The 22,949-nt window shown below is 62.7% G+C and carries 23 protein-coding genes; 12 read left to right on the forward strand and 11 right to left on the reverse strand.

The window, feature by feature from the left end; all coding sequences use genetic code 11:
• Positions 1–20: 20 nt before the first annotated feature.
• From EI171_RS30865 to EI171_RS30875, 3 genes are read left to right on the forward strand one after another with little or no spacing between them, the layout of a single operon-like run.
• Positions 21–1,064 (forward strand): branched-chain amino acid ABC transporter permease, encoded by a 1,044-nt coding sequence (locus EI171_RS30865; RefSeq protein WP_161535551.1) that lies wholly within the window; start codon positions 21–23, stop codon positions 1,062–1,064.
• A complete protein-coding gene (locus tag EI171_RS30870; protein ID WP_161535552.1) occupies positions 1,061–2,830 on the forward strand; it encodes an ATP-binding cassette domain-containing protein in 1,770 nt (589 codons plus the stop codon). Before EI171_RS30865 ends, EI171_RS30870 begins: the two co-directional genes overlap by 4 nt.
• Positions 2,827–3,540, forward strand: a complete 714-nt coding sequence (locus tag EI171_RS30875; protein ID WP_011086207.1) for an ABC transporter ATP-binding protein — start codon at positions 2,827–2,829, stop codon at positions 3,538–3,540. The genes EI171_RS30870 and EI171_RS30875 overlap by 4 nt, the downstream gene beginning before the upstream one ends.
• Before the next feature lie 397 nt (positions 3,541–3,937).
• Here the strand turns inward: EI171_RS30875 and EI171_RS30880 are convergent, their stop codons facing one another.
• Positions 3,938–4,180 (reverse strand): hypothetical protein, encoded by a 243-nt coding sequence (locus EI171_RS30880; RefSeq protein ID WP_060911382.1) that lies wholly within the window; start codon positions 4,178–4,180, stop codon positions 3,938–3,940.
• Between the two features lie 472 nt (positions 4,181–4,652).
• Here EI171_RS30880 and EI171_RS30885 point away from each other — a divergent pair, with 472 nt between their 5' ends.
• A complete protein-coding gene (locus tag EI171_RS30885; RefSeq protein WP_060913021.1) occupies positions 4,653–5,159 on the forward strand; it encodes a peptidoglycan-binding domain-containing protein in 507 nt (168 codons plus the stop codon).
• A gap of 61 nt (positions 5,160–5,220) precedes the next feature.
• Here EI171_RS30885 and EI171_RS30890 read toward each other — a convergent pair whose 3' ends face one another.
• A complete protein-coding gene (locus EI171_RS30890; protein ID WP_246740307.1) occupies positions 5,221–5,727 on the reverse strand; it encodes a MarR family winged helix-turn-helix transcriptional regulator in 507 nt (168 codons plus the stop codon).
• Positions 5,728–5,876: 149 nt separating this feature from the next.
• Between EI171_RS30890 and EI171_RS30895 the strand changes: the two genes are divergently transcribed.
• The 4 genes from EI171_RS30895 to EI171_RS30910 all read left to right on the forward strand — a co-directional run bounded on the left by EI171_RS30895 (position 5,877) and on the right by EI171_RS30910 (position 9,457).
• Positions 5,877–6,554, forward strand: coding sequence for a VOC family protein (locus tag EI171_RS30895; RefSeq protein ID WP_161535553.1), 678 nt, complete (start codon positions 5,877–5,879; stop codon positions 6,552–6,554).
• Positions 6,555–6,601: 47 nt separating this feature from the next.
• Complete coding sequence (locus EI171_RS30900) at positions 6,602–7,936, forward strand: epoxide hydrolase family protein (RefSeq protein WP_161535554.1); 1,335 nt, start codon at positions 6,602–6,604, stop codon at positions 7,934–7,936.
• Positions 7,937–8,012: 76 nt separating this feature from the next.
• Complete coding sequence (locus EI171_RS30905; RefSeq protein WP_161535555.1) at positions 8,013–8,468, forward strand: carboxymuconolactone decarboxylase family protein; 456 nt, start codon at positions 8,013–8,015, stop codon at positions 8,466–8,468.
• 101 nt (positions 8,469–8,569) lie between these two features.
• Positions 8,570–9,457, forward strand: coding sequence for an alpha/beta fold hydrolase (locus EI171_RS30910; RefSeq protein ID WP_028172006.1), 888 nt, complete (start codon positions 8,570–8,572; stop codon positions 9,455–9,457).
• Positions 9,458–9,459: 2 nt separating this feature from the next.
• Here the strand turns inward: EI171_RS30910 and EI171_RS30915 are convergent, their stop codons facing one another.
• The 4 genes from EI171_RS30915 to EI171_RS30930 are packed head-to-tail and all read right to left on the reverse strand — an operon-like array spanning position 9,460 to position 12,674.
• Positions 9,460–10,182 (reverse strand): hypothetical protein, encoded by a 723-nt coding sequence (locus EI171_RS30915; protein WP_028172007.1) that lies wholly within the window; start codon positions 10,180–10,182, stop codon positions 9,460–9,462.
• On the reverse strand, positions 10,179–10,616 hold the full coding sequence (locus tag EI171_RS30920; protein WP_011086198.1) for a thioesterase family protein: 438 nt from the start codon (positions 10,614–10,616) through the stop codon (positions 10,179–10,181). The genes EI171_RS30915 and EI171_RS30920 overlap by 4 nt, the downstream gene beginning before the upstream one ends.
• Positions 10,616–11,524, reverse strand: coding sequence for a fumarylacetoacetate hydrolase family protein (locus EI171_RS30925; RefSeq protein ID WP_028172008.1), 909 nt, complete (start codon positions 11,522–11,524; stop codon positions 10,616–10,618). The genes EI171_RS30920 and EI171_RS30925 overlap by 1 nt, the downstream gene beginning before the upstream one ends.
• 43 nt (positions 11,525–11,567) lie before the next feature.
• Positions 11,568–12,674, reverse strand: coding sequence for a cupin domain-containing protein (locus tag EI171_RS30930; protein ID WP_161535556.1), 1,107 nt, complete (start codon positions 12,672–12,674; stop codon positions 11,568–11,570).
• A gap of 365 nt (positions 12,675–13,039) precedes the next feature.
• On the opposite strand from EI171_RS30930, the gene EI171_RS30935 reads away from it, so the two are divergent.
• The 4 genes from EI171_RS30935 to EI171_RS30950 all read left to right on the forward strand — a co-directional run bounded on the left by EI171_RS30935 (position 13,040) and on the right by EI171_RS30950 (position 17,893).
• A complete protein-coding gene (locus EI171_RS30935; protein ID WP_161535557.1) occupies positions 13,040–15,199 on the forward strand; it encodes an indolepyruvate ferredoxin oxidoreductase subunit alpha in 2,160 nt (719 codons plus the stop codon).
• Complete coding sequence (locus EI171_RS30940) at positions 15,196–16,761, forward strand: indolepyruvate oxidoreductase subunit beta family protein (RefSeq protein WP_011086194.1); 1,566 nt, start codon at positions 15,196–15,198, stop codon at positions 16,759–16,761. Before EI171_RS30935 ends, EI171_RS30940 begins: the two co-directional genes overlap by 4 nt.
• 155 nt (positions 16,762–16,916) lie before the next feature.
• The gene (locus EI171_RS30945) at positions 16,917–17,411 is read left to right on the forward strand and encodes a MarR family winged helix-turn-helix transcriptional regulator (protein WP_161535558.1); all 495 of its coding nucleotides are present in this window, start codon (positions 16,917–16,919) and stop codon (positions 17,409–17,411) included.
• Positions 17,411–17,893 carry a MarR family winged helix-turn-helix transcriptional regulator gene (locus EI171_RS30950; RefSeq protein WP_011086192.1) on the forward strand — a complete coding sequence of 161 codons (483 nt, stop codon included), beginning with the start codon at positions 17,411–17,413 and terminating at the stop codon, positions 17,891–17,893. The genes EI171_RS30945 and EI171_RS30950 overlap by 1 nt, the downstream gene beginning before the upstream one ends.
• A gap of 137 nt (positions 17,894–18,030) precedes the next feature.
• Here the strand turns inward: EI171_RS30950 and EI171_RS30955 are convergent, their stop codons facing one another.
• The 5 genes from EI171_RS30955 to EI171_RS30975 form a co-directional block, all read right to left on the reverse strand.
• On the reverse strand, positions 18,031–18,912 hold the full coding sequence (locus EI171_RS30955) for a DMT family transporter (protein WP_161535559.1): 882 nt from the start codon (positions 18,910–18,912) through the stop codon (positions 18,031–18,033).
• A gap of 128 nt (positions 18,913–19,040) precedes the next feature.
• The gene (locus EI171_RS30960; RefSeq protein WP_231166676.1) at positions 19,041–19,523 is read right to left on the reverse strand and encodes a GNAT family N-acetyltransferase; all 483 of its coding nucleotides are present in this window, start codon (positions 19,521–19,523) and stop codon (positions 19,041–19,043) included.
• 167 nt (positions 19,524–19,690) lie between these two features.
• Positions 19,691–20,800, reverse strand: coding sequence for a D-alanine--D-alanine ligase family protein (locus EI171_RS30965; RefSeq protein ID WP_202633032.1), 1,110 nt, complete (start codon positions 20,798–20,800; stop codon positions 19,691–19,693).
• Between the two features lie 17 nt (positions 20,801–20,817).
• The gene (locus tag EI171_RS30970; protein WP_161535561.1) at positions 20,818–21,474 is read right to left on the reverse strand and encodes an antibiotic biosynthesis monooxygenase; all 657 of its coding nucleotides are present in this window, start codon (positions 21,472–21,474) and stop codon (positions 20,818–20,820) included.
• 745 nt (positions 21,475–22,219) lie between these two features.
• Positions 22,220–22,948, reverse strand: a complete 729-nt coding sequence (locus EI171_RS30975; RefSeq protein WP_028172016.1) for an SDR family NAD(P)-dependent oxidoreductase — start codon at positions 22,946–22,948, stop codon at positions 22,220–22,222.
• Position 22,949: the final 1 nt, after the last annotated feature.

The raw sequence follows: 22,949 nt of genomic DNA on the forward strand, positions 1-22,949 counted from the left end.
AACGGGGGAACGACGTCTCAATGACGAGTGACATCGCAGCCATTCTTGCGATCGACGGGATCGCCACCGGCGCAGTCTATGCGCTGGTGGCGATCGGGACCGTCCTCATCTTCACGGTGACCAGGGTCATCTTCATTCCCTTCGGCGACATCGCCGCGTTCACCGCGCTGACGCTGGCGGCCCTCGATGCGAAGCGCTTTCCGGGTACGGGGGCGCTGGTGGTCATCCTGGCCTGCCTTGCGACCCTGATCGAGATCATCTCGCTGGTACGCGCCGGCGAAACCCGGCTGCTGCCGCGCGCGCTCTTGTTCTACCTCGCGCTTCCGGTGGCCGTGGTTGGCCTCGCCTGGCTGACGATGCGCGCCGATCCTCCGCTCGCCGTCAGGCTCGTGCTTGCCTTGATGCTGATCACGCCGATCGCTCCGCTGCTGGATCGGATCGTCTTCCGCCCCATCGCGGACGGAACGGTGTTGTTGCTCCTGACGGTCTCAGTCGCGCTGCATTTCGCGCTAGTGGGCCTGGGGCTGCTGTTCTTCGGACCTGAAGGCGTCAGAACCGAACCGCTGACGTCGTTGTCGGCCGAGTTCGCCGGCGTGCTGGTCTCGGGCCAGACCATGCTGATCGTGATCGCAGCCCTCGTCTTCAGTGGCCTGCTATTCCTCTTCTTCGACTTCACGCTGGTCGGAAAATCGCTGCGCGCCACCGCCGTGAACCGGACCGGCTCCCGCCTGATGGGAATACGGCCAGCCCGCGCCGGCACGATCGCCTATCTGCTGGGCTCGCTGATGGCCGGCGTATCGGGCATCCTGATCGCACCGGTCAACACGGTTTTCTACGATTCCGGCTTCCTGATCGGCCTCAAGGCCTTCGTCGGCGCCATCGTCGGGGGCATGACCAGCTATCCCGGCGCGGCGATCGGCGCCGTCGGCGTCGGCATTCTCGAAAGCTTCGCATCCTTCGAGAGCAGCGCGCTGAAGGACGTCATCGTGTTCTCGCTTCTGATCCCGATCCTGATCTGGCGATCGCTCGCCTCGCTGCATTCCGAGGAGGAGATCGAGGAATGACGCGCTTCCAAATTCAGCTTGCGGCAATGGCGGCGCTGGTGTGTCTGGCGGTAGCCCCCTTCGTGCTCAGTCCATTCAGCATCACGCTGATGAACTACATCGGCATCTATTCGCTGGTCGCCATTGGCCTTGCCCTGCTCACCGGTGTCGGCGGCATCGTGTCGTTCGGACAGGCCGCGTTCGTCGGCGTCGCGGCCTATGCAACGGCCTGGGTCTCCGCGCTGAACGGGTACTCCCCGTGGCTCGGCCTCCTGTTCGGCGTGGCGCTGACCTGCTCGGTGGCGTCCATCCTCGGCGTCGTCACCTTGCGGCTTCAGGGCCATTTCCTCTCGCTCTCGACCGTCGCATGGGGCCTCGCGATCGGCTTCCTGTTCGGCAATGTCGAGGGGCTCGGCCGCTTCAACGGCATCTCGTCGATCCCGCCGATCAGCATCGGATCGATCGCGCTGGTCTCGAGCGCGCAGATCTATTTCCTGATCTGGGGCATCGTCGCCGCCGTCCTGCTGCTCGGATATAATTTGCTGGACTCCCGGCTCGCCCGCGCCATGCGCGCGCTCCGCGGTGGCAATACGCTGGTCGAGAGTCTCGGCATCAACGCCTTCCAGATCAAGCTCGTGACCTTCGTGATCGCGGCCTTCCTGGCTTCGCTCTCAGGGTGGCTCTACGCCCATATGAGCCGGTTCATCAGCCCCGGCCCGTTCGATGCCGGCATGGGCATCGAATATCTGATGATGTCGATGGTCGGCGGCGCCGGCAGCCTTCTCGGCGGCGTCGTCGGTGCCGCCGTCGTCACCCTGCTCAAGAACAGCGTGCAAGACTATCTGCCGCTGATCGCCAAGGGCGCTTCCGGTCAGCTCGAGATCGTCGCCTTCTCCGCATTGTTCATCCTGTTCCTGCAATGGGCGCGGCAGGGCATCGTGCCGTTCGTTGCGCGCTTTCTGCCGAAGGTCCGGCGCGATCGGCCGCTGCCGGCGCCGCCCCTGCCCCGCCGCGCGCAGCCGACCCCGGGCGAACTGCTTCTGAAGGTCGATGGCGCCGAGCGGCGGTTCGGCGGCCTCGTCGCCGTCAACAATGTCAGCTTCGAGGTGCGGTCCGGCGAGATCCTCGCCGTCATCGGCCCGAACGGCGCCGGCAAGAGCACGATGTTCAACTGCCTGACCGGCGCGCTCCGGGTCAACAAGGGCGAGATCGTCTTTGCGGGACGCCCCATCACGCGCGACGCGCAATCCCGCATCGCCAAGGCCGGGATCGCGCGGACCTTCCAGCATGTGAAGCTGCGGCCGCGCATGAGCCTGCTCGAAAACGTGATGCTCGGCACCTACGCCCGCACCAGCACCGGCCTGTTCGCCAGCGCCTTCCGCCTCAACCAGCGCGAGGAGGCCAGCGCGCGGCACGAGGCCCTGATGCAGCTCGAGCGCGTCGGGCTCGGCGAAAAGCCGTTCGAGCTCGCGGGCAATCTGCCGCTCGGCAATCAGCGCATCCTGGAGATCGCCCGTGCGCTCGCCGCGGACCCGGCGCTGCTGGTGCTGGACGAGCCGGCGGCCGGCCTTCGCCGCCAGGAGAAGCTGCGGCTTGCGGAGCTGCTCAGGTCGCTGCGGTCGGACCACCTGACCATCCTGATCGTCGAACACGACATGGAGTTCGTGATGTCGCTGGTCGACCGCATCGTGGTGCTCGATTTCGGCTCAAAGCTCTGCGAAGGCGCTCCAGCGGCGATCCGCAGCGACGAGCGGGTTCAAGAGGCCTATCTTGGAGGCGTCGCGTGAGCGAGATGTTTTCGATGACCGACGTGACCGTCTGCTACGACAATGTCGAAGCGGTCCGCAACGTCTCGCTGTCGGTCGAGGAAGGGCAGATCGTCACCGTCATCGGCCCGAATGGCGCCGGCAAGACCACGCTGCTGATGGCCGCCATCGGGCTGCTCGCATCGCGCGGCCGCCTGGTGTTTCAGGGCAACGATATCGGGAGGATGTCCGTCGAGGACCGCGTCGAGCGCCGGCTGTGCCTCGTCCCGGAAAAGCGCGAGCTGTTCTCCGACATGTCGGTCGCCGACAATCTGCTCCTCGGCTCGTACAGCCTGCGCGACCGCTCGGGCGTCCAGAAGACGCTGGACGAAGTCTATGATCGCTTCCCCCGGCTGAAGGAGCGGCAGCGCCAGGCCGCCGGCACACTCTCCGGCGGCGAGCGCCAGATGCTCGCGCTCGGCCGTGCACTGATGGCCAAGCCGAAGCTTCTCATGCTGGACGAGCCCAGCCTCGGCCTTGCGCCGCTGATCGTGCGCGAGATCTTCCGCACCATCGCGTCGCTGCGCGACCTCGGCGTGTCGATCCTGCTGGTCGAGCAGAACGCGCGCGCCGCGCTGGAGACGGCCGACTACGGCTACGTTCTCGAGACCGGCGAGGTGGTGCAGTCAGGCCCCGCCAAGGATCTCATCCATGATCCCCGGCTGATCACGGCCTATCTCGGCGGACACTAGGGCCGGCTCTTGCAGGCCGCACAACAAGAAGTCGAAAAACAACCCCATGCACAGTAGCCGGGGACAGCGATATCAATGGCTTGATGGCCCGGTGCAGGGACTGCTGTTTTTTCGAAATCGTTTGACCCGTCGGGAAAGACAGGGGCATGATGCCATCATCCCGGCGGTGGCGCGCGATGCGCCACATTGAATGATTTCACTTCCCACGTACTTGCGAGACGACGGCCCGCTTCGGGAGTAGCAAGCCGAGTTCGCGTGCCTTCTTTCTTACTGAAGTGACATGGCGATCAAGCTCCCGGGCGATGTCTCCGGCGCAGGTTTTCTGACGCGCAAGAGCCGTCAATCGCTGCGCGTCGTGCCTAGACCATTCGCGCGGTTTTGAAAACTTCACGGACCCTCATTCGTCTGAAGCGATGGAAGGTGCGGCGACCTCCCCATCCGAGATGGGCGATATGAAATCTCTGTGCAGGCAAGTTGGTCTTCGGGCGCCATCGAACAGCACGGTGAGGCCCGTGGTACGACGGCTCACGTCAATGACGATGCCGCTCCGGTCAGCAAGCTCCGGGCATCGAACGGCACCAAGCTTGCTCATCCTGAAACGCATACCGACAGCAATTCTGTCGACGTTCTGGTAAATCATTACCGATATCCGGTAAGTAAAAAGTCACAGGTAAAAAAGCAAAAGCTCGAATTAACACGAAACTATACCAGATCGACCATCCGTGCAACCGGCGGACGAAATTGACCGCGAACTCTCGCAAGCAGGCGCGACTTGGCGGCAGCCCAAATCCCGAGCATCCGCTGTTGGACTCTTTCCGGAAGTGCCGCGATGTCGACGTGGGTCCGAAATGTGCGCCAGAACGGATGACCGCCTGTGCGCATCCCAACGTGCCGAGATGCGCCGGTCGGGCAGTCCCGACGCAATTCCGTGTAACAAGCTACGCCCGCCAAGGAACAAGTGCCTCCTGTAACAGTTGCCAGCGACGGAACCCGGAGTTGACCTTTGATTTAGACACCACCCGAAATTCGAGTGTCACAGCGGCGCATTTGAACCGATACAGGTGTTCAACGCGAAATCATTGCGAGACTCAAGATCAGCGAAGGATATGCCATTGCGCGTCTTCATCCTCGCGTTATCAGTCTTGGGAATTTTCTTGGGAATTCTCCTCGGTGCAAATGCTGCCGCAGCCGGTCCGAGCACGACCGACCGCGAACTGATCGCATCCATCGATCCGGCGATCGTTGCCGGTGAGGCAACTCAGGAAACCGAAGATCAGATCGGCCTCAACAAGGGAAAGCGTCGCGACGTGCAGCGCCGGCTGACCGGTCTCGGTTTCGACACCAAGGTCAACGGACGGTTCGACGTGTCGACCCGCGCCGTCATCACGCGCTGGCAGGCGGCACGCGGCTATCCCAGGACTGGCTTCCTGAACCCGCTGCAACATCAGGCGCTACTGACCGAGTCCGCCTCGGCGGCGCATGCCAGCTTCAGCGGCAGCGATAAATCCGATGACGACCGTTCGGCCCGCCGTCGCGCGGGTGCGCACCATCAGCACAGTGGGGGCGGTCCCGGTGGACTGATCGGCGGCGTGCTGGGAGGACTGTTCGGACGCAGGTGACGCCCTGCCCGCTTGACGTCCAGATCCCTGACCGATTCACAGGGAGAGGGCCTGTCACTCGTCACTCGTCATTCGTCGCCTTGATCAAATTGTCGCGGAGCGTGACGACGCTTTTCTGCAGCCGCGCGAAATCATCCTGCTTGAGCCCGCTCGACTTCACGAGATTCATGTGCATGCCTTTCTCGCGCAGGCGTCGGCCGGCGTCGGTGAGGCTGACGCGCACCTGCCGCTCGTCGGCGGGATCGCGCTGGCGGCGCAAATAGCCCATCCCCTCGAGTTTTTTTAGTATCGGCGTCAGGGTGTTGGATTCCAGGAACATCCTGTCGCCGAGTTCACTCACGGTCTGGTCATCTTGCTCCCACAGCGCCACGATGGCGATCCATTGCGGGTAGGTCAGGCCGAGCTCCTCGAGGCCCTGCCGGTAGGCCCGCCCGTAGGCGAGGTTGGCCGAATAGATCGCGAAGCACAGGAAATCAGCGAGGCTCCGGTCGCCCGCGGCCGGTTCCTGGTTCTGATTGTCTATTGAATTATCTTTGGAATCGGCTCTGAGACCGTTCGTAAGGCTCATTGTGGACGCCCTTTCAGACACAGACATGTGAAGTCTCGCATGCATATATATCGCATCCGATTAAATCGAAAGGGTTGACATCAGAGCCTGGCGGCACTTTATGACTCGCACCCGATTATATCGTATACGGGCTAAATCAGGAGAGAACCATGCCAGTCACAAATGCAAACAAGACCACCAGACCACCAACGATCGACATGAAGCTCGAAGTCGTCGTGATCCCCGTCTCCGACGTCGATCGTGCCAAGGAGTTCTATGCAAACCTCGGATGGAGGCTCGATGCCGATTTCGCGGGGCCTGATGATTACCGCGTGATCCAATTCACGCCGCCCGGCTCCCCCTCCTCGGTCATTTTCGGCAAGAACGTCACCGCGGCGGCACCCGGCTCCGCCCAGGGCCTGTACCTGGTCGTCTCCGACATCGAAGCTGCGCGAAACGATCTGCGCGATCGCGGCGTCGAGGTCAGCGAGGTCTTCCACGCCGGAGGCGACGTGCACACCGGCCCGGACGAACCCTATCTGTTCGGGCGACGTCGGATTGGTGGTGCGGAGCCCGCGCACCGCAGCTATCGTTCGTACGTTTCGTTCCACGATCCCGACGGCAACGGCTGGCTGTTCCAGGAGGTGACCACGCGATTGCCGGGACGCGTCGAGGCAGCAGACACGACATTCACCTCCTCGACCGAGCTTGCGAGCGCGCTCCGGCGTGCGTCCGCGGCACACGGCGAGCACGAGAAGCGGAACGGCGGTCAGTACGATGCGAACTGGCCGGACTGGTACGCCGACTACATCGCCCGTGAGCAGGCCGGCCAGCCGCTCCCGGTCTGAGCCGCGGCTGCGACGTCACCCAACCGAAAGAGTGAGGGAGAGTCCCAATGCATGCGCAATCAGTTTCTGAAGTCATCAACCCGGACCGGCGCCAGCTCTTGCGTTCCGCCGCGGTGGGAATGGCCGCGGCGGCCGCCGCGAGCCTTTTCCCCGCGCACCCGGCGCCGGCGGCCACAGCTGACGAAATCCGCCCCTTCCGGATCGACGTTCCAGAAGAGGCGCTGATCGATCTGCGCAGACGCATCAACGCGACGAGGTGGCCGGAGCAGGAAACAGTCGCCGACGAATCGCAGGGCGTGCAGCTTGCGATCCTCCGGGACCTCGCGCGCTATTGGGCGACGGACTACGACTGGCGAAAGATCGAGGTAAAGCTGAACGCCCTGCCGCAGTTCATCACAGAGATCGACGGGCTGGACATTCATTTCATTCACGTTCGTTCGAAGCACGAAGATGCGCTGCCGCTCATCGTCACGCATGGATGGCCAGGCTCGATCATCGAGCAATTGAAGATCATCGATCCCCTCACCAATCCCACGGCGTACGGCGCGAGCGCATCGGACGCCTTCCATGTCGTGATCCCGTCAGTTCCCGGTTACGGGTTTTCGGGCAAGCCAACCACCAGCGGCTGGGGCCCTGCCCGCGTCGCGCGCGCCTGGGTCGCGCTGATGAAGCGCCTTGGCTACGCACGCTTTGCCGCGCAGGGCGGCGACATCGGCGCCCTCATTTCCAATGCGATGGCTGAGCAGGCGCCGCCGGAACTGCTGGGCATCCACACCAACTTCCCCGGCACGATTCCGCCGGAGATCACCAAGGCGCTGCAGAGCGGTGAGGCACCCTCCGGTCTCTCGGCCGACGAGCAACACGCCTTCGACCAGGTGAAGGATTTCCGCGCCAAGCATTTTGCCTACGCCGCCATGATGGCGACCCGGCCGCAGACACTCTACGGATTGGCGGATTCGCCGGTCGGCCTGGCCGCGTGGATTCTCGATCACGGCGACGGTGACGCGCAGCCGGCGGCGGCGATCACTTCGGCCGTGCTCGGACGCACCATAAACGGGCATCCAGCGGGCGCCGTGACCCGCGACGACGTCCTCGACGACATCACGCTCTACTGGCTGACGAACACCGCGATCTCGGCGGCCCGCTTCTACTGGGAAAACAAGGGAATGAGCGCGCTGAACGCGGTCAACATCTCGATTCCCGCTGCCGTGAGCGTCTTTCCCGGCGAAATCTACCAGGCTCCGCGCAGTTGGACCGAGCGGGCCTACCACAAGCTCATCCACTACAACAAGGTCGACAAAGGCGGACACTTTGCGGCCTGGGAACAGCCGCAGCTGTTCACCGAAGAGGTTCGCGCAGGCTTCCGGTCGCTGCGCAAATAGAACTGAACATTCTGTCCAAACCAAGAGAGCACGAAATGATCTCCATCGAGCAGAATTCATCACCAAGGAACAAAACATGAGTCAGCGTCTCGACTACAATCAGATTGCACCGGCAGGCGTGAAAGCGCTGGGCGGTGTCCGTGGCTACGTCATGCAGAGCGGCCTTTCCCCTGCGCTGGTCGAGCTGGTCTACCTGCGAATTTCCCAGATTAACAATTGTGCGTACTGCCTCGATACGCACACCCGTGACCTGCTCAAGAAGGGAGTGAAGATCGAAAAGATCGCACTGTTACAGGCGTGGAAGGAAGCCCGCGCCCTCTTCGACGAGCACGAACGCGCCGCCCTTGCGTGGGCCGAAACGGTGACGCGCGTCGCGGATACCGGCGTGCCGGATGAAGCCTATCAGGACGCCCGCGCCGTGTTCGACGAGCGAGAACTCGTGGACCTCACGATCGCGATTAGCCTGATGAACGCCTACAATCGCATGGCGATCAGCTTTCGGAGCACGCCACAGGCCGCACTCGGGACGTAAGCCCCAGGAGGCGCCGGGAAGTTCTCTGCCGAGCTTCTTTCAGACTCCAGATCAACTTGGCCTGCACGCTGATCGGTTAACGGGACGAAAGGACGCTGATCATGTCATACCGGATCAACAACACAACAATCGATTTCTTCGAGATCAACGAAGACATCACGCTCAGAAGAGTGGTTCTGCGTAACCCGAGACCGAAGGGGACCGTTCTCTTTCTGCACGGCTTTCCGGAGACCCTGTCCGCCTGGAAGGACATTGCCGAGGCCCTCGCCGACGACTACGAAGTCCACGCTTTCGATTGGCCGGGTTACGGTCTTTCATCGAGGCCAATGGTCGACAGGTTCTCCTATGCGCCGAAGGACTACGCGCATGTTCTGGATCAGTACATCGTGAAAGCAGGCATCGACACGTCGAGGCTCACGATTTACGCAACGGACATCGGGGCCCTACCGGCACTCCTGCTGGCGGTGGAAAAACCCGATATCGCAAGGACAATCATCGTTGGCGACTTCGCCCCGTTCAACAGGCCGCAGTTCATGTCCGAGAAGCTGCAAAATCTGAAGGCGGGGCCTGCCATGGAGCAGGTCCGCGCCAACATGAACAGCAACCGCGACGAGATCCTGGAAAACATCTTCACAAGAGGCTTGCCCAAGGAAGCGCAGTTCGAAGTTTCGCAGCAGTTTAGGGACGACATGTCCCGCGGATGGAGCCACGGCGCGATGACGACCGTAGACGCGTTCTCCCACTACTACTCGCACTTCACGCGAGACCAAGATCACTTCGAATCGCAACTAGCCCGGCTCAAAACCCCGGTGAAGGTGGTTTGGGGCGAGAAGGACCTCTACATCAAGAAGGAGATGGGAATAGAGCTCGCCGCAAGGATCGACGCCGAGTTGGCGCTTCTTCCCGGCATCGGGCACTACCCTCACCTCCAGGACCCGAAGCGCACCGTCGACGAGATTCGCGCCTCGCTACGCGGCACGTCAACTTGATCTCATCGTGCTCTCGGATCTCGCGGGGGCCGCACGGCCCGCGTCAGCATCGGAAAATGCTTGTTGCCGCCCGAGAAAGGCGGGAATTTCACGAAGTCCGCGCGCATGCGCTTGATCACGTCGGAGCCGAGCGCGTGCGCGAGGGCTTGCGGGCTGTCGAACACCAGCTTGTTGCGCTGCATGTGCTCGACCCGCTGCGACGGCAGCCGGTCGACCCAATCGATGCGGGTGTAGATCTCGATCTGGCGGACATCAGGGAAGGTCCGCATGATCGCCGGGTGGTGCTCCAGATAATGCAGGTTCCAGGCGTTCATGTCCTCGGCCGGGCCGGGATAGTGCACGAGGTAACTGCACGGAGTTGTCGTTCCTGCCGGATGTTCGGCGACATCGACGGGGAATGACCGCGTCACCATCACCTGATGCGTGACGTACAATCCGGCGAGGCCTGACAATCCGGCACCTGTCGCCAAGCTGGCCAAGACGCCGCCGCGATCCATCGCCGCTTCGCATATGAGCAGGTCGGGAAAGCGCAGTTGAAGCGCAAGCACAGGGCCCGAGCCATCGGCTTTGTAGGGATGATCGACCGACTGTTGCAGCGGCGTGAACAGCAGGCCCTCGGTCATCCCAGGGATCGATCCGACCAGCTCAGCGACGGCGACAACCTCGTCGGAACGAATCCACCGTTCACCAGAAGGATCGGAGAACGTCATGAAGAGCGAGATCATGCCGGCGTTGCCTCAGCGCCCTCGCCCTCGCTCACGTGCGCCATGAGCGCGGCGCGAATGTCATCGGGCCATGGGATCGCATGGTGATCCAGCAGCGAGGTCGCGGCAACGACCTGGCGGGCGCGCCAGCGCATGCCATTCGCGCCCGAGACGACATGTTCCAGATGGAGCGACGATCCGCCGACCCGGGCGATGCGCAATCCGAACGTCAGGCGATCGCCGAACATCGACGGCCGGGAAAAGTCGCAAGTCAGATGCACCGTGGGCGTCCCGATCTTCCGGACCGTGATCAATTCCGGCCAGGGAAAACCGATCTCCGCCCAAAACTCTTCGACGACTCCGTTGAGGATGTTCAGATAGGACGGAAAGTACGCGATGCCCGAGGGATCGCAATCGCCGAACCTCAGCTCGCGATCGAACGAAAACGTCGTCATCAGATCGCGACAACGGGGTGCCTGATGACACCGACGCCGTCGACCCCCGCTTCCACCACGTCGCCCGGCCACAGCCATTCCTGCGGGCTCATGCCGGCCCCGACGCCTTCGGGCGTTCCGGTCGCGATGATGTCGCCCGGCTCGAGCGTCATGCCCGACGAAATGTCCGATATCAGCACCGGGATGTCGAAGATCATGTATTTGGTGTTGGAGTCCTGCTTCATGACCCCGTTCTTGGTCAGCCAGAGCCGCAGGTCATGCGGATCGGGAATTTCGTCCGCGGTGACGATGCACGGGCCGAACGGTGCATAGGTGTCCATGCCCTTGGAAAAGATCCACTGGCCGGCGCGGCGATTGTCGCGCGCGGAGATGTCGATCATCACCGAATAGCCGAAGACGTGCTCCATCGCTTTCTCGGTCGCGATGCGCGTCGCGGTCTTGCCGATGATGACGGCGAGCTCGACCTCCCAGTCGAGCTGCTGCGTCATCTTCGCGTTGTGCTGGATCGCCGCGCCCGGGCCGATCACGGAAGTCGGCGGCTTGGAGAAGACGACCGGCTGCTTCGGCAGGTCCTTGTCGGTATCCAGGCTCTTGGCGGATTCCGCCACGTGCGCGCGATAGTTCAGCCCGATGCCGAAGATGTTCTTTCGCGGACGCGGGATCGGCGCCTGCAGCTTCACATCCTCGACCGGAACGGCGGAGCCGGCCGGCAGGCGTCCATTGGTATTGTCCATGCATTCCCTGAGCGCCGGCAGCAGTGTCACGCTGTTGTCGATGAGCGACAGCATGTCGCTCGGCCATGCAAAGCCTTGCGACGCACCGAGGTGCTCGACGTCCACGACCAATCCGTCAACGAGGACCCCGAGACGGGCACCGCTGGAGCCCAAAGTGTAGGTAACAAGGCGCATGAAGCTTTATCCGGCTCTTTCGGTTGAATTCTGCGAGGGTACGTCAGACAGCCACTGGCTGGTGGCCGGCATTGTCGCCATAGGCCTCTTCACGATAGAAGCCGAGACCTTCGATGACAGGCAGGTCGTTGAAGCAGAACAGGCAGGCGTCTTCGCTCTCCGACGCATTGCCGTGCTCGTGCCAGGCCCAGGAGGGAACGCAGAAGATGTCGCGCTCCTCCCACGCGAAACGCTTGCCGCCGATGATCGAATAGCCTCGGCCCTTGGCGACCTGGTAGATGAAGCTGCCGGTGTGCCGATGCGACTTCGTCTTCTCGCCCGGCCGGAGCAGTTGCATGCTCGCGCCGATCGTCTGCATCACGTGCCCGCCGGTGATCGGATTGACGTAGTTCATGAGAATGCCGTCATAGGGCGAGCCGTCGGTCGCGGCGGCGTAGTTCCGCAAGGACTCGTAGGTCGGCTCCCATTCGTATTTGAACATGGGGGAATAGCCCTTCGACCATTTCGAATCCGCCGGCCGCAGACCGGGATTGCCCCAGGTCTTGGTCATATCGTCCACGGGATAACCGGAGTCTTCCTGCTGCACCTTGGGATGGACCGCGAAAAAGTTCGCCTCCAGCGCATTGACGAGCGGGATGTCCAGGCCATCCTGCCAGATGCAGACCGAGCCGTTGGCTTCGACGCCATGCTCGTGCCAGGTGCCGTTCGGCGTCAGCACGAAATCCCGCGCCCCCAGGGTCATCTTGTGACCATCGACGATGGTGTAGGCGCCCGCCCCTTCCATGATGAAGCGCAGGGCCGAAGCCGAGTGCGCGTGCGCCGATGCGACCTCGCCGGGATGCATCACCTGCAATCCCGAATAGAGCCAGCCGACCGCGGCCGAGACGTCGCGGCGGCCGGGATTGTTGAGGTAGATCACCCGCCGTCCCGCCTTCTCCGGCGAGACCAGCTCCACCGAGCGCAGCACGTGCTCGCGCAGATCGCTATAGCGCCAGAGCACGGGAACGGAGGCCGATTGCGGCGCCCACGGCTCGATCTTGTTGGCGACCGTCCAGAGCGCACCGGCTTCGTACTTTTCGAGATCCTTGTAATAGGCCTTGAGCTCGGGGGTGTCCTCGACATTGGCCCGGCCGATGGTGTTTTCGCGCATCCTATCCTCCAAGTCCTGTCTCGTGGCGTCGTCGGTGCGACGCGTCCCGAACTGTCATTCCGGTTTGCCCGGGCCAAGCGGCGCCAGTGGACGCCGATTGACCCGCAGATCGACGATGTCGTGCATTCGCGGCGGCTTCACGGACCGGTGAAGCCGCCTCGTCCGCTGTCGCGCCGGCGTTGAGATAGACAAATGAAGCCTGGACGGCGGCAGCTCTAAAGCGAGGCAGCTTCAGCATCGGCCCTACCCTGTCGCTGGCTCATGACCGTCTTGCCGGAGAGAAGATCCGCAAGCGTGATAGCATGGCGCGGCGTTGACTTACTTCACATGTAAACGTATGCTATCGCATATTTCTGGAGGGTGCAATGGCTGAACGGTCTTTTGCTCGCGAAGTCGAGGATCTCCGGCTCGGCGACGGCGATACGTTCCGCGGCGAAGGCATCCTCGCCATCACCAAGGCGCTGCTGCAATCCGGCGTCGCCTATGTCGGCGGCTACCAGGGCTCGCCGATCTCGCACCTGATGGACGTGCTCGCCGACGCCAAGGACGTGCTCGACGATCTCGGCGTCGTGTTCCAGAGCTCAGCGAACGAAGCGGCCGCAGCCGCAATGCTCTCGGCCTCGGTGATGTATCCCCTGCGCGGCGCGGTTGCGTGGAAGTCGACCGTCGGCACCAACGTCGCCTCCGACGCGCTGGCCAATCTGGCCTCGGGCGGCGTCACCGGCGGCACCATGATCATCGTCGGCGAGGACTACGGCGAAGGCTCCTCCATCATGCAGGAGCGCACCCATGCCTTCGCGATGAAATCGCAAATGTGGCTGCTCGACCCTCGCCCCGACCATGAATGCATCGTCAATTTGATCGAGAAGGGCTTTGAGCTTTCCGAGGTCTCGAACACCCCCGTGATGCTCGAGGTTCGCGTCCGCGCCTGTCACATGCACGGCACCTTCGCCTGCAAGGACAACGTCAAGCCGGCGCATACCATCAAGGACGCGCTCAACAATCCCAAGCGGGACGTCAACCGGATCGTGCTGCCGCCGGCGGCCTATGAGCATGAGCAGGAGAAGATCAAGACGCGCATGCCCGCGGCTGTCGGCTTCATCCGGGACAACAAATTGAACGAGTGGATGGGGCCGAAGCACGGCAAGGTCGGCATCATCATGCAGGGCGGCATGTACAACAACGTGATCCGCGCGCTGCAATATCTCGGGCTGTCGGATGCCTATGGCAGCACGCAAGTCCCGCTCTACGTCATGAACGTCACCTACCCCGTGATCGACACCGAGGTCGCGGAGTTCTGCGTCGACAAGGATGCCGTGCTCATCGTCGAGGAGGGCCAGCCGGAATATCTGGAGCAGGCGATCAACACGGTGCTGCGCCGCAGGGACATCCAGGCGCGCGTCCACGGCAAGGACGTGCTGCCGATGGGCGGCGACTACACCGCGCAGGTCCTGCTCGGCGGCGTCAGGGAATTCCTGGAGAAGACCGAGCCGCGGCTGCTCGGCAACCGGCCGCCGGCGCCGGATGCAGCGCCCGTGCTCAATCACCCCGCGGTCGAGAAGCTCAAGCAGGTCGTGCCGGCGCGCCCGCCCGGGCTCTGCACCGGCTGTCCGGAGCGACCGATCTTCGCCGCCATGAAGCTGGTCGAGGAAGAGCTCGGCCAGCACCACGTCTCAGCCGACATCGGCTGCCATTTGTTCTCGATCCTGCCGCCCTTCAATATCGGCGCAACCACCATGGGCTTCGGCCTCGGCCCGGCCTCGACCTCGGCCTTCAACGTCAAGGCCGACAAGCGCTCGATCGCGGTGATGGGCGACGGCGGCTTCTGGCACAACGGACTGACCAGCGGCATCGGCAATGCCGTGTTCAACAAGCATGACGGCGTGTTCGTCATCGTGGACAATTTCTACACCTCGGCGACCGGCGGTCAGGACATCCTGTCGTCGCGCGCGACCAACAAGCGGCGCAAGACCAACAATTCGATCGTGCAGGCCGTGAAGGGCATCGGCGGCCAATGGGTGCGTCAGATCGACCGCACCTATGACGTCGGCAAGATGCGCGACACGCTGAAGGAAGCGCTGACGACCAAGGACGAAGGTCCCAAGGTCATCGTCGCGTCCTCCGAATGCATGCTGAACAAGCAGCGCCGCGTGAAGCCGCTGATCAACAAGGCGATCAAGGACGGCGTCCGTACCGTCAAGGAGCGTTTCGGCGTCGACGAGGACGTGTGCACCGGCGACCACGCCTGCATCCGGCTCTCCGGCTGCCCATCGCTGTCGGTGAAGCAGCTCGACGATCCCTTGCGCGATGATCCGGTCGCGGCGATCGACAATTCCTGCGTCGGCTGCGGCAATTGCGGCGAGGTCTCCGAGGCCGCCGTGCTCTGCCCCTCGTTCTACCGCGCCGACGTCATCCATAATCCGACCCGCTGGGACATGTTCAAATCCAAAGTCGCGATGGCCGTGATCGGTTGGCTGCAACGGCGGCGCGATCGCCGGCGTCCGGCGCTCGAGGCACTGGCATGAGGGACGAGACGATCCGGCTGGCCCTCCCCGCCGCGGGCGAGGCAACCGAGCGGCCGATCTCGATCGCGATTGTCGCGATGGGCGGCCAGGGCGGCGGCGTCCTGACCGACTGGATCGTCCAGCTTGCCGAGAACCACGGCTGGGTCGCGCAGTCGACCTCGGTGCCCGGCGTCGCGCAGCGCACCGGCGCCACGATCTACTATATCGAGACGATGCCGCCGCTCGACGGCCGCAAGCCGATCCTGTCGCTGATGCCGACGCCCGGCGACGTCGACGTGGTGATGGCGGCGGAATTCATGGAGGCCGGCCGATCGATCCTGCGCGGCCTTGTGACGCCGGACCGCACCACGCTGATCGCATCCAACCACCGGTCCTTTGCGATCGGCGAGAAGATCGCGCCGGGCAACGGCATCGCCGACGGCGGCGCCGTCACCGGCGCCATCGGGATCGCCGCCAAGACGGAGATCATCTTCGACCTGAACGCGCTGGCGATCGCGCACGGCAGCGTCATCTCGGCCGCGATGTTCGGCGCGCTCGCGGCGGCCGGTGTGCTGCCCTTCAGCCGCGACAGCTATCTCGACGTCATCCGCGCGGGTGGGAAAGGCGCGAAGGCCAGCATCGGGACTTTCGAGGCCGCCTTCGACCGGGTCAAGACCGGCTCACCCGACGTTGTGGCGCCGCCGCAACCGAAACAGGCCGGCAATATCCCCTCTCCCGCAACGCCCGATCCGGATCTCGCCGGGCTTGTCGCAAGGCTGACGCAGGAGCTGCCCGAGCCCGCGCTCACCATGGCCCGCGCCGGCCTGAAGAAGGCGGTCGACTTCCAGGACGTCGCCTATGGCACCGAGTACCTCGACATTCTCAAGACGCTGCACGCGGCCGACCGCAGCGCCGGCGGTGCGGCCCGGACCTATGCCTTCACGGAAGCCGCGGCAAAGTATCTTGCCAACGCCATGACCTATGACGACGTCATTCGCGTCGCCGACCTCAAGACGCGCGCCGGTCGCCGCGCCCGCATCGAGAGCGAGCTCGAGATGTCGGAAGGACAGGTGCTCCAGACCACCGAGTTCATGCATCCCCGCATGGAGGAGGTCATGGGCGTGCTGCCCGCGGGCTTCGGTCGCTGGCTTGGCGCGCGGCCACGCCTGCTCGGCTGGCTCGATCGCCGCGTCAACCGGGGGCGCCGGGTGCGGACCTACTCGCTGCCCTGGTTCCTGGCGCTCTATGTCGTGGGCGGCCTACGCGGCCTGCGCCGCCGCTCGCTGCGGCACGCCATCGAGACGGCGCACCGGGACGGATGGCTCAAGGCCGCCACCGACGCAGTCGGCACCAACTACCAGCTCGGTGTCGAGATCCTGCAATGCCGCCGCCTCGTGAAAGGCTATTCCGATACTCACAGCCGGGGGCTGTCGAAATTCGACAAGACGCTGGCGGCGATCAAGCTGGTCGAGCGACGCGAGGATGCCGCCGACTGGGCGCGGCGCCTGCGCGAGGCTGCGCTGAAGGACAGCGCCGGCAAGGAGCTCGACGGCGTGATCCAGACCATCAAGACTTTTGCGTGATGCGGGTCGAGCCCAGCACAGGATTGGATTGCCGTTCGGACCGGAGAACGTCAGGATCAAACGGCTTGACTGCGATTCTTAGGTTGCTAATCGGAGCGAAAGACCCGCGATAATCCCTCCAATTGACGAGACACCTTGTCCTCGATGGTCATGCGATGCCGGCAGCACTCAAAGAGAACATAGTTCCCGTCCCCGGGCAGATTGAAACCCGGCTCTGGCTCCAATTGCTGTCGCTGCATGGCGAGCTGTTCGCCTCGCTGAATTCGATGCTGAACTCCGAGTTCGGCCTGTCGCTCGCAAAATTCGACGTGCTGGCCCAGCTCGATCGCTACCGGGATGGGCTTGCGCTCGGTCAGTTGTCGCAAAATCTGAAAGTGACCGGCGGCAATGTGTCGGGCCTCGTACAGCGTCTTCTCGCCGACGACCTCATCAGCAGGGAGATGTCGAGCGAGGACCGGCGGTCCTTCATCGTGCGCCTGACGCCGAAAGGCGAAGCGCTGTTCAGGAAGGCAGCCGAAATCCACAAGAAGCATCTCGGCAAACGGCTCGAGAACGTTTCGGCCCAGGAGCTGGACACCGCGCTGTCCGTGCTGAAATCCCTTTCTTCAAAACTTCACACCGACAGCAAGAAGCAAAGTCGCAAGAGATAATGGCCAGAGAATCCAAGAGCAGATGGAAGTCGGGTCCGCCGAGGACCAGGGACCAGCTGCAGACCTACATCCCGTACCTGTTCAACCGGCTCGCCAATCGCTGGAATCTCGACCAGAACCGCGACCTGAGCGAGCACGGCGTCAACAATGTCGTGTTCCGGACGCTGTCGGTGCTGTTCATCTACAAGACCCTCACCGTCAACGAGATCGCCGTTCTCGCGGTGACCGAGCAGTCGACGGCGAGCCGCATGGTCGAATCCATGGTGACGTCGGGCCTCGTCAAGCGCGAGATCGCGGAGGAGGACCAGCGCCGCCGCGTCGTGGGTCTGACGCCTGACGGCGAAGCGCTGCTGCGCAAGATCTGGCCGGTCATGGCGAACAACTACGACAAGCTGATCGAAGGCATCGCCCCTGACGACATCGAGGTCTGCGCGCGGGTGCTGGCCAAGATGGTCGAGAACATCCGCCAGAACCAGATCTGACGTTGTTGCTTGAGCATCTCCGCGCAATCGCGTTCCGCGTTTGTCGCGGGGAAAGCCAGCGGTTGGGGACGCGGTTTCCCTGATGGATACATCCAGCTTCGTTTTGACAGCCTTCCTCTCCAGAAAGTGGAGCAGGATCAAGCAGCTCGACGTGATAAATGGACGCCGAGGATGACCAGGCTCAACGCCAACAAGGTCGCCGGGAAAATATCCTCGGACAGGAAAGCTACGGCGATCACGAGGCTCACCAGCGGCTGGCCAAACTGAAGCGGGGCGATAGAGGTGACGCCACCGTGCTCAAGCGCCCAAAACCACACTGCAAAACCGATCAGCGTGCAGAAGACGGCCAGGAAACCGAGCGCGCCCCAGACGGCGAACGAGAGTTGACCAAGAGCGGAAGCCAAGGCCGGAAATGCGGGAAGAGTGATCAACCCAGCGAGAAGAAGCGACCAGCAGGTCGCCGCGAACAGGCCGATCCGCGCTGAGAGCCGTGCGCCTGCGACATAGCCAACGCTGACCGTGACCGTACCGGCAAGAACAAGAAGGTCGCCGAAGAGCGTCGGCGCTGCCACGCTTCCGGCAGGGTTGCGGCCGGGAATGAGAATTGCCACGCCCATGAGCGCGATCGCGCTTCCAAGCCACCAGAGCGGCCTTGGCCAGCAGCGGGAAAGCAGGAAATGGACGGTCGCCGTGAAGATCGGAGCCAAGGCAAGGACGAGGGCGGCGTGCGAGGTGCTGGTGCGTGCAATGCCGACGCCCTGCAGGACGAATGATCCGGCGAACCCGACCAGGGCGCTGATCAGCAGCGCGATCCAGCCACCCCGGTCGCTCGGGAGTTCTGGCTTCAATGAGACGGCGATGGGGATGAGAATGGTGGCCGATAGCAACAGCCGGGCCAACCCGATCAACCCAGGTGACAATTCGCGGGCAACGATGGCGGTTGCTGCAGGAGTAGCTCCCCAGATCACGACGGCGACGCCGGCGCCCATGTATGCAAGGCGGGTTTTCGCTGTGGTCATTGCAGAAACCTCGGGGGGCCGGGCTGCAGGCCAAGATGACGATTACCCATTCTCGATCAGCGTTTCTTTGCGTTTGAAATGAGTATGGACATCCCCCGGCAAGTCGATCATGGGGCTACGTCGCCTGCCTAAACCGCAGTCCACTCCGTTCTGAGGACGGCCATTATCAATTCATCGCGATGGATTCCTCCAAAATAGGCGCTGCCACGTGCGATGCCTTCTGCCTTGAAGCCCACAGCTTCATACGCTCTGCGGGCTCGTTCATTCTCTGGAAAAACGCTTAGCCAAACACGGTGAGCTTCGGTTTCCCGAAAGACGGTGCCAACAACCGCGCGAACGATCCGCCTCCCTAGCCCCTTGCCAGGGTTCGACACCGCTATCCGTTTCAGACAGGTCACTCTCTCCGGAGCCCCCCAATCCCGGACAATGGCGAATCCAACAGAAGCCGCGCAATCCCTGGCAATGAAATAGGCATAGTGATTGTCATCGATAGCCGCCAGATGCCGCGCCTCGTCCCACCGGCCGACTAGTGTATGGTATCCTTCCGACCGTTCGGTCATCATCACGAATGGCAAATCCGTCTTGAACGCGCGCTCGATCTTAAGGTTCATCATCGCTCCATGCCTTCAAATAGATCGTGCGTCACACCGTCTTCCTCATATTTCCCCTCGGCGCCACTCCCCAGCCGGCAGCACGCGGATGCAGATGTAACGCGTCGCTCTGGTTCCGCGGCGAGATCAGAGGGCTCCTTAGTTGGGTCCTATCCGCCGCATTCTTGTCAACCGAAGCTTAAGGCACGACGTCGCTCGTGGCGCGCAAACGCGTGCGCGATTAGCTTGTCCATGAGGTCGGTTTGAGACAAGCCGCTTGCTTCCCAAAGCTTGGGGTACATGCTGCTCCATGTGAACCCTGGCAACGTGTTCGCCTCGTTGACAAAGACTTCATCGCCTTGAACAAAGAAGTCGACTCTGGCCATACCTTCGCAGCAGAGCACGTTGAAGACTTCAACGGCAAGTTCCTGAAGACGGCGAGCCTGTAGCAGGGGAAGGTCTGCCGGGATGTGCAGAGCGGCGCCATCGGCGTCGATATATTTTGCCTGATACGAATAGAAGCCGTGCTCGCTCGCGGGAACAATCTCGCCGAGCCCAGACGCTCGAATATCACCTGTCGATTCCTCCAGGACAGAACACTCGATCTCCCGCGCTCCGTTCAGAGCTTGCTCGACCAGGATCTTGCGGTCGTAGCGGAACGCGAGAGCACACGACGCTGCGAATTCCTCCTCGGACCGCGCGCGGGAGACGCCGACCGAAGATCCCAGATTGGCGGGCTTTACGAACAAATCCGGCGTCCCGAGCGCGGCAACTGCCGCAGCGTATTCGATTCGGGACGAGGCAGTCGTTGTTAGGAACGGCACCACGGGAAGGCCAGCGTCGCGCATCAGCCGCTTGGAAACTTCCTTGTCCATCGCCACGGCAGAACCCGTCACCGACGAACCGACGAACGACACGTCGGCTAATTCCAGTGCTCCCTGCACCGTCCCGTCTTCTCCGTTCGGCCCGTGCAAGATCGGAAATGCAACGTCGATACTCCCCGCGTCACTTCCTGTTGGTCCGTCGCAATGAACGAGGCGGCCTCGCCCGCCCGGCACAAGGCCGATCTCCGGTGCCTCGTCCGAAATTGTGAGCGCTGTAGAACCCGTTCCCGCGCCATTCCCTGAATCGCAGGCAAACCAGCGACCATCTCGCGATATGCCTATGAGATAAACGTCATAGCGATCGCTGTTCAGAGCTCGAAGGATATTGGCAGCGGATGCCCTGGAGACTTCGTGCTCAGCCGAGCGCCCTCCAAACAGCAGCCCGACAGTAATCTTACGTCGCTCTTTCGTCATCTCTCCACCGTATGCTGTCACAAACCAGCATCAGTCGGCTTCGAGCCAAGCTCTTGAACCTGGGTCACGGGCGGATAATATTGAGGCGCCTCCTTTCGATCGAACATGCCGTAGTCGCGAGACACGAGATACAATCGGATCGATGTCACGACGCCTGCCAACAAGAATTCCTCTGCCATTCGAAGCCCGTCTGCAAGCGACGATGCCAGGGCCAGGACGATGTATTCTCGCTCGCGAGAAATGCTCGCCAGAAGGTCACCTTCAACGCCCGCTTGGATGGGCGAGTTGGCGGTGGAAACGATCATGAATCGTTCTGGCCGCAGAACCGGGTCGTTGTAGCTGTTGGTGGTTTCGAATTGACGCGGAGCGCCGGCTTGAGGAGTCCACTCGCAGACGAGCTGGCCGATGCGCAGGCGATAGTCCTCGAAGTGCAGCTTTCTTCCCGCGATTTGCGCGGCATGATGCTTTGCGTGGGTACGCCATCCGGCAAGGCTTGCCTCATCGCGCCAGTGAGAGTGCGAAAGCACGATGCCTGGCCGACCGACGCTTTTGAAGCGGTCAATGAACAGAAGGCCGGGATTCTTGTCCAATTCGGGTCGTAGACCGGCGGCAATATCGAAATAGGCCTGCTCGTGTCCTGGTCGCGGCATAACTTCGAAGAACAATCCAATCATATCCGCTCCACTAGATTGTCGGGTCTGCATGCACCGCGCGGTTGGAGGTGGGACCGCATATCATCACTCTGAGTTCCGTTCTTGATGCGCCAAGAGCGATCCGCCGATGATTAGGCCCATTGCCAGAAACTACGATGGCTCAACGGGGTCATTGAGGCTGATGGCGGCGCTCATGATGCCAACGTCTGGAATCGCAAGTAAACCCTGGGACATTCCGCTCAAATAGCGCGACCAAATTTGCATTTGGCATAAGGTTTCAGGTGGCTCTATGAAAAGGGCCAGTTCCAAAAAATACAGAGAGCCAGAAAGATGCTCTTGCTGGAGGGGACGCTGCTCTTGTCGCCGGGAGTGAGCAGACCTTGTTGCTGCAACTGTCTGGGGGGTGAGGACGCGCATTACGAGCGGACGCCCGACCACCGGCCAACGCCTCCATGTGCCGCGCAGCTTGGCCGCCGATGGCGTCCACGCCCTTCAAGCCGGGGAAACTTACGGCACAACTCTTCGAGGCTGGCGCAATATCGCCCGTTGTCGGGCAAGCTGTTTCACAAATCAAAAGAGCGAGGATTGTTTCTTGGATTTGCGGCATGGAATGAGAGGGAGATCGACCGTGCCACACGGGTTGTCGACCGGATAATCCGTTGACGTGCACAATGCGGGGCCGTCACGCAGCGCGGAGTGTCGGCCGGATAGCTCCCGCTAGATGACCGTCAATCGGCGGCGTCCAATTTTGCCCGCCGAATAGCGCTTACGGCCCCAGGCCCACGAGGCTGGTACCGCCGCAGACATAGAGCACCTGGCCGGTGACGAAATCGGAACGTTCGTCGAGGAAGAAGGTGATGGCGTGCGCCACGTCCTCGCGCGAGCCGAGCCGCCCGACCGGGACGTTGCGCGCCATCCGCGCCTGCTGCTCGGAGCCCTTGGGAATGACGCCCCAGAAATTGTCGGTCAGGATCGGCCCCGGCGCGACCACGTTCACGGTGATGCCGCTCGCGGCGAGCTCCAGCGCCCAGGTCCGCGCCATGCCATGCACGCCGGCCTTGGTCGCCGAATAGGCCGAGCGCGTCGCCGCGCCCATCGCCGCCCGCGAAGAGACGAACACGATGCGCCCGAAGCGACGCGACAGCATCCCTTCCAGCGCCGCCTGGGTCAGCAGCATCGGCGCGCCGAGGTGCAACTGCGCCAGCATCAGAATGTCTTCCGGCTTCGCGTCGGGCAGCAGGTTCGGCAGGATGACGCCCGCATTGTGCACGAGGCAGTCGATGGCGTGATTCCGGCCGATCTCCTGCGCGATCGCGCGCGTCTCCGCGATGTCGGTCAGATCGGCGCGATAGGCCGCGAGCAGATCATGGGTCCAATCAGGCTTCTCCAGCCCGACCGAGACCACGCGCTGCCCCTTCTCGACGAGCTTTCTCGCCAGCGCCTCGCCGATCCCCGAATTGCCGCCGGTGATGAGTGTGGTGCGGATCTCGCTCATG

Origin of the sequence: Bradyrhizobium sp. LCT2 (assembly GCF_009931255.1) — a bacterium.
GTDB lineage: Bacteria > Pseudomonadota > Alphaproteobacteria > Rhizobiales > Xanthobacteraceae > Bradyrhizobium > Bradyrhizobium diazoefficiens.

Coding starts and splice junctions, on each gene's coding strand:
- EI171_RS30965 (WP_202633032.1), bottom strand. CDS start 20,800: ATGACGAAAGAGCGACGTAAGATTACTGTCGGGCTGCTGTTTGGAGGG.
- EI171_RS30905 (WP_161535555.1), top strand. CDS start 8,013: ATGAGTCAGCGTCTCGACTACAATCAGATTGCACCGGCAGGCGTGAAA.
- EI171_RS30880 (WP_060911382.1), bottom strand. CDS start 4,180: ATGATTTACCAGAACGTCGACAGAATTGCTGTCGGTATGCGTTTCAGG.
- EI171_RS30960 (WP_231166676.1), bottom strand. CDS start 19,523: ATGAACCTTAAGATCGAGCGCGCGTTCAAGACGGATTTGCCATTCGTG.
- EI171_RS30915 (WP_028172007.1), bottom strand. CDS start 10,182: ATGATCTCGCTCTTCATGACGTTCTCCGATCCTTCTGGTGAACGGTGG.
- EI171_RS30975 (WP_028172016.1), bottom strand. CDS start 22,948: ATGAGCGAGATCCGCACCACACTCATCACCGGCGGCAATTCGGGGATC.
- EI171_RS30955 (WP_161535559.1), bottom strand. CDS start 18,912: ATGACCACAGCGAAAACCCGCCTTGCATACATGGGCGCCGGCGTCGCC.
- EI171_RS30910 (WP_028172006.1), top strand. CDS start 8,570: ATGTCATACCGGATCAACAACACAACAATCGATTTCTTCGAGATCAAC.
- EI171_RS30930 (WP_161535556.1), bottom strand. CDS start 12,674: ATGCGCGAAAACACCATCGGCCGGGCCAATGTCGAGGACACCCCCGAG.
- EI171_RS30900 (WP_161535554.1), top strand. CDS start 6,602: ATGCATGCGCAATCAGTTTCTGAAGTCATCAACCCGGACCGGCGCCAG.
- EI171_RS30950 (WP_011086192.1), top strand. CDS start 17,411: ATGGCCAGAGAATCCAAGAGCAGATGGAAGTCGGGTCCGCCGAGGACC.
- EI171_RS30945 (WP_161535558.1), top strand. CDS start 16,917: ATGCCGGCAGCACTCAAAGAGAACATAGTTCCCGTCCCCGGGCAGATT.
- EI171_RS30895 (WP_161535553.1), top strand. CDS start 5,877: ATGCCAGTCACAAATGCAAACAAGACCACCAGACCACCAACGATCGAC.
- EI171_RS30925 (WP_028172008.1), bottom strand. CDS start 11,524: ATGCGCCTTGTTACCTACACTTTGGGCTCCAGCGGTGCCCGTCTCGGG.
- EI171_RS30870 (WP_161535552.1), top strand. CDS start 1,061: ATGACGCGCTTCCAAATTCAGCTTGCGGCAATGGCGGCGCTGGTGTGT.
- EI171_RS30890 (WP_246740307.1), bottom strand. CDS start 5,727: ATGAGCCTTACGAACGGTCTCAGAGCCGATTCCAAAGATAATTCAATA.
- EI171_RS30865 (WP_161535551.1), top strand. CDS start 21: ATGACGAGTGACATCGCAGCCATTCTTGCGATCGACGGGATCGCCACC.
- EI171_RS30970 (WP_161535561.1), bottom strand. CDS start 21,474: ATGATTGGATTGTTCTTCGAAGTTATGCCGCGACCAGGACACGAGCAG.
- EI171_RS30940 (WP_011086194.1), top strand. CDS start 15,196: ATGAGGGACGAGACGATCCGGCTGGCCCTCCCCGCCGCGGGCGAGGCA.
- EI171_RS30935 (WP_161535557.1), top strand. CDS start 13,040: ATGGCTGAACGGTCTTTTGCTCGCGAAGTCGAGGATCTCCGGCTCGGC.
- EI171_RS30920 (WP_011086198.1), bottom strand. CDS start 10,616: ATGACGACGTTTTCGTTCGATCGCGAGCTGAGGTTCGGCGATTGCGAT.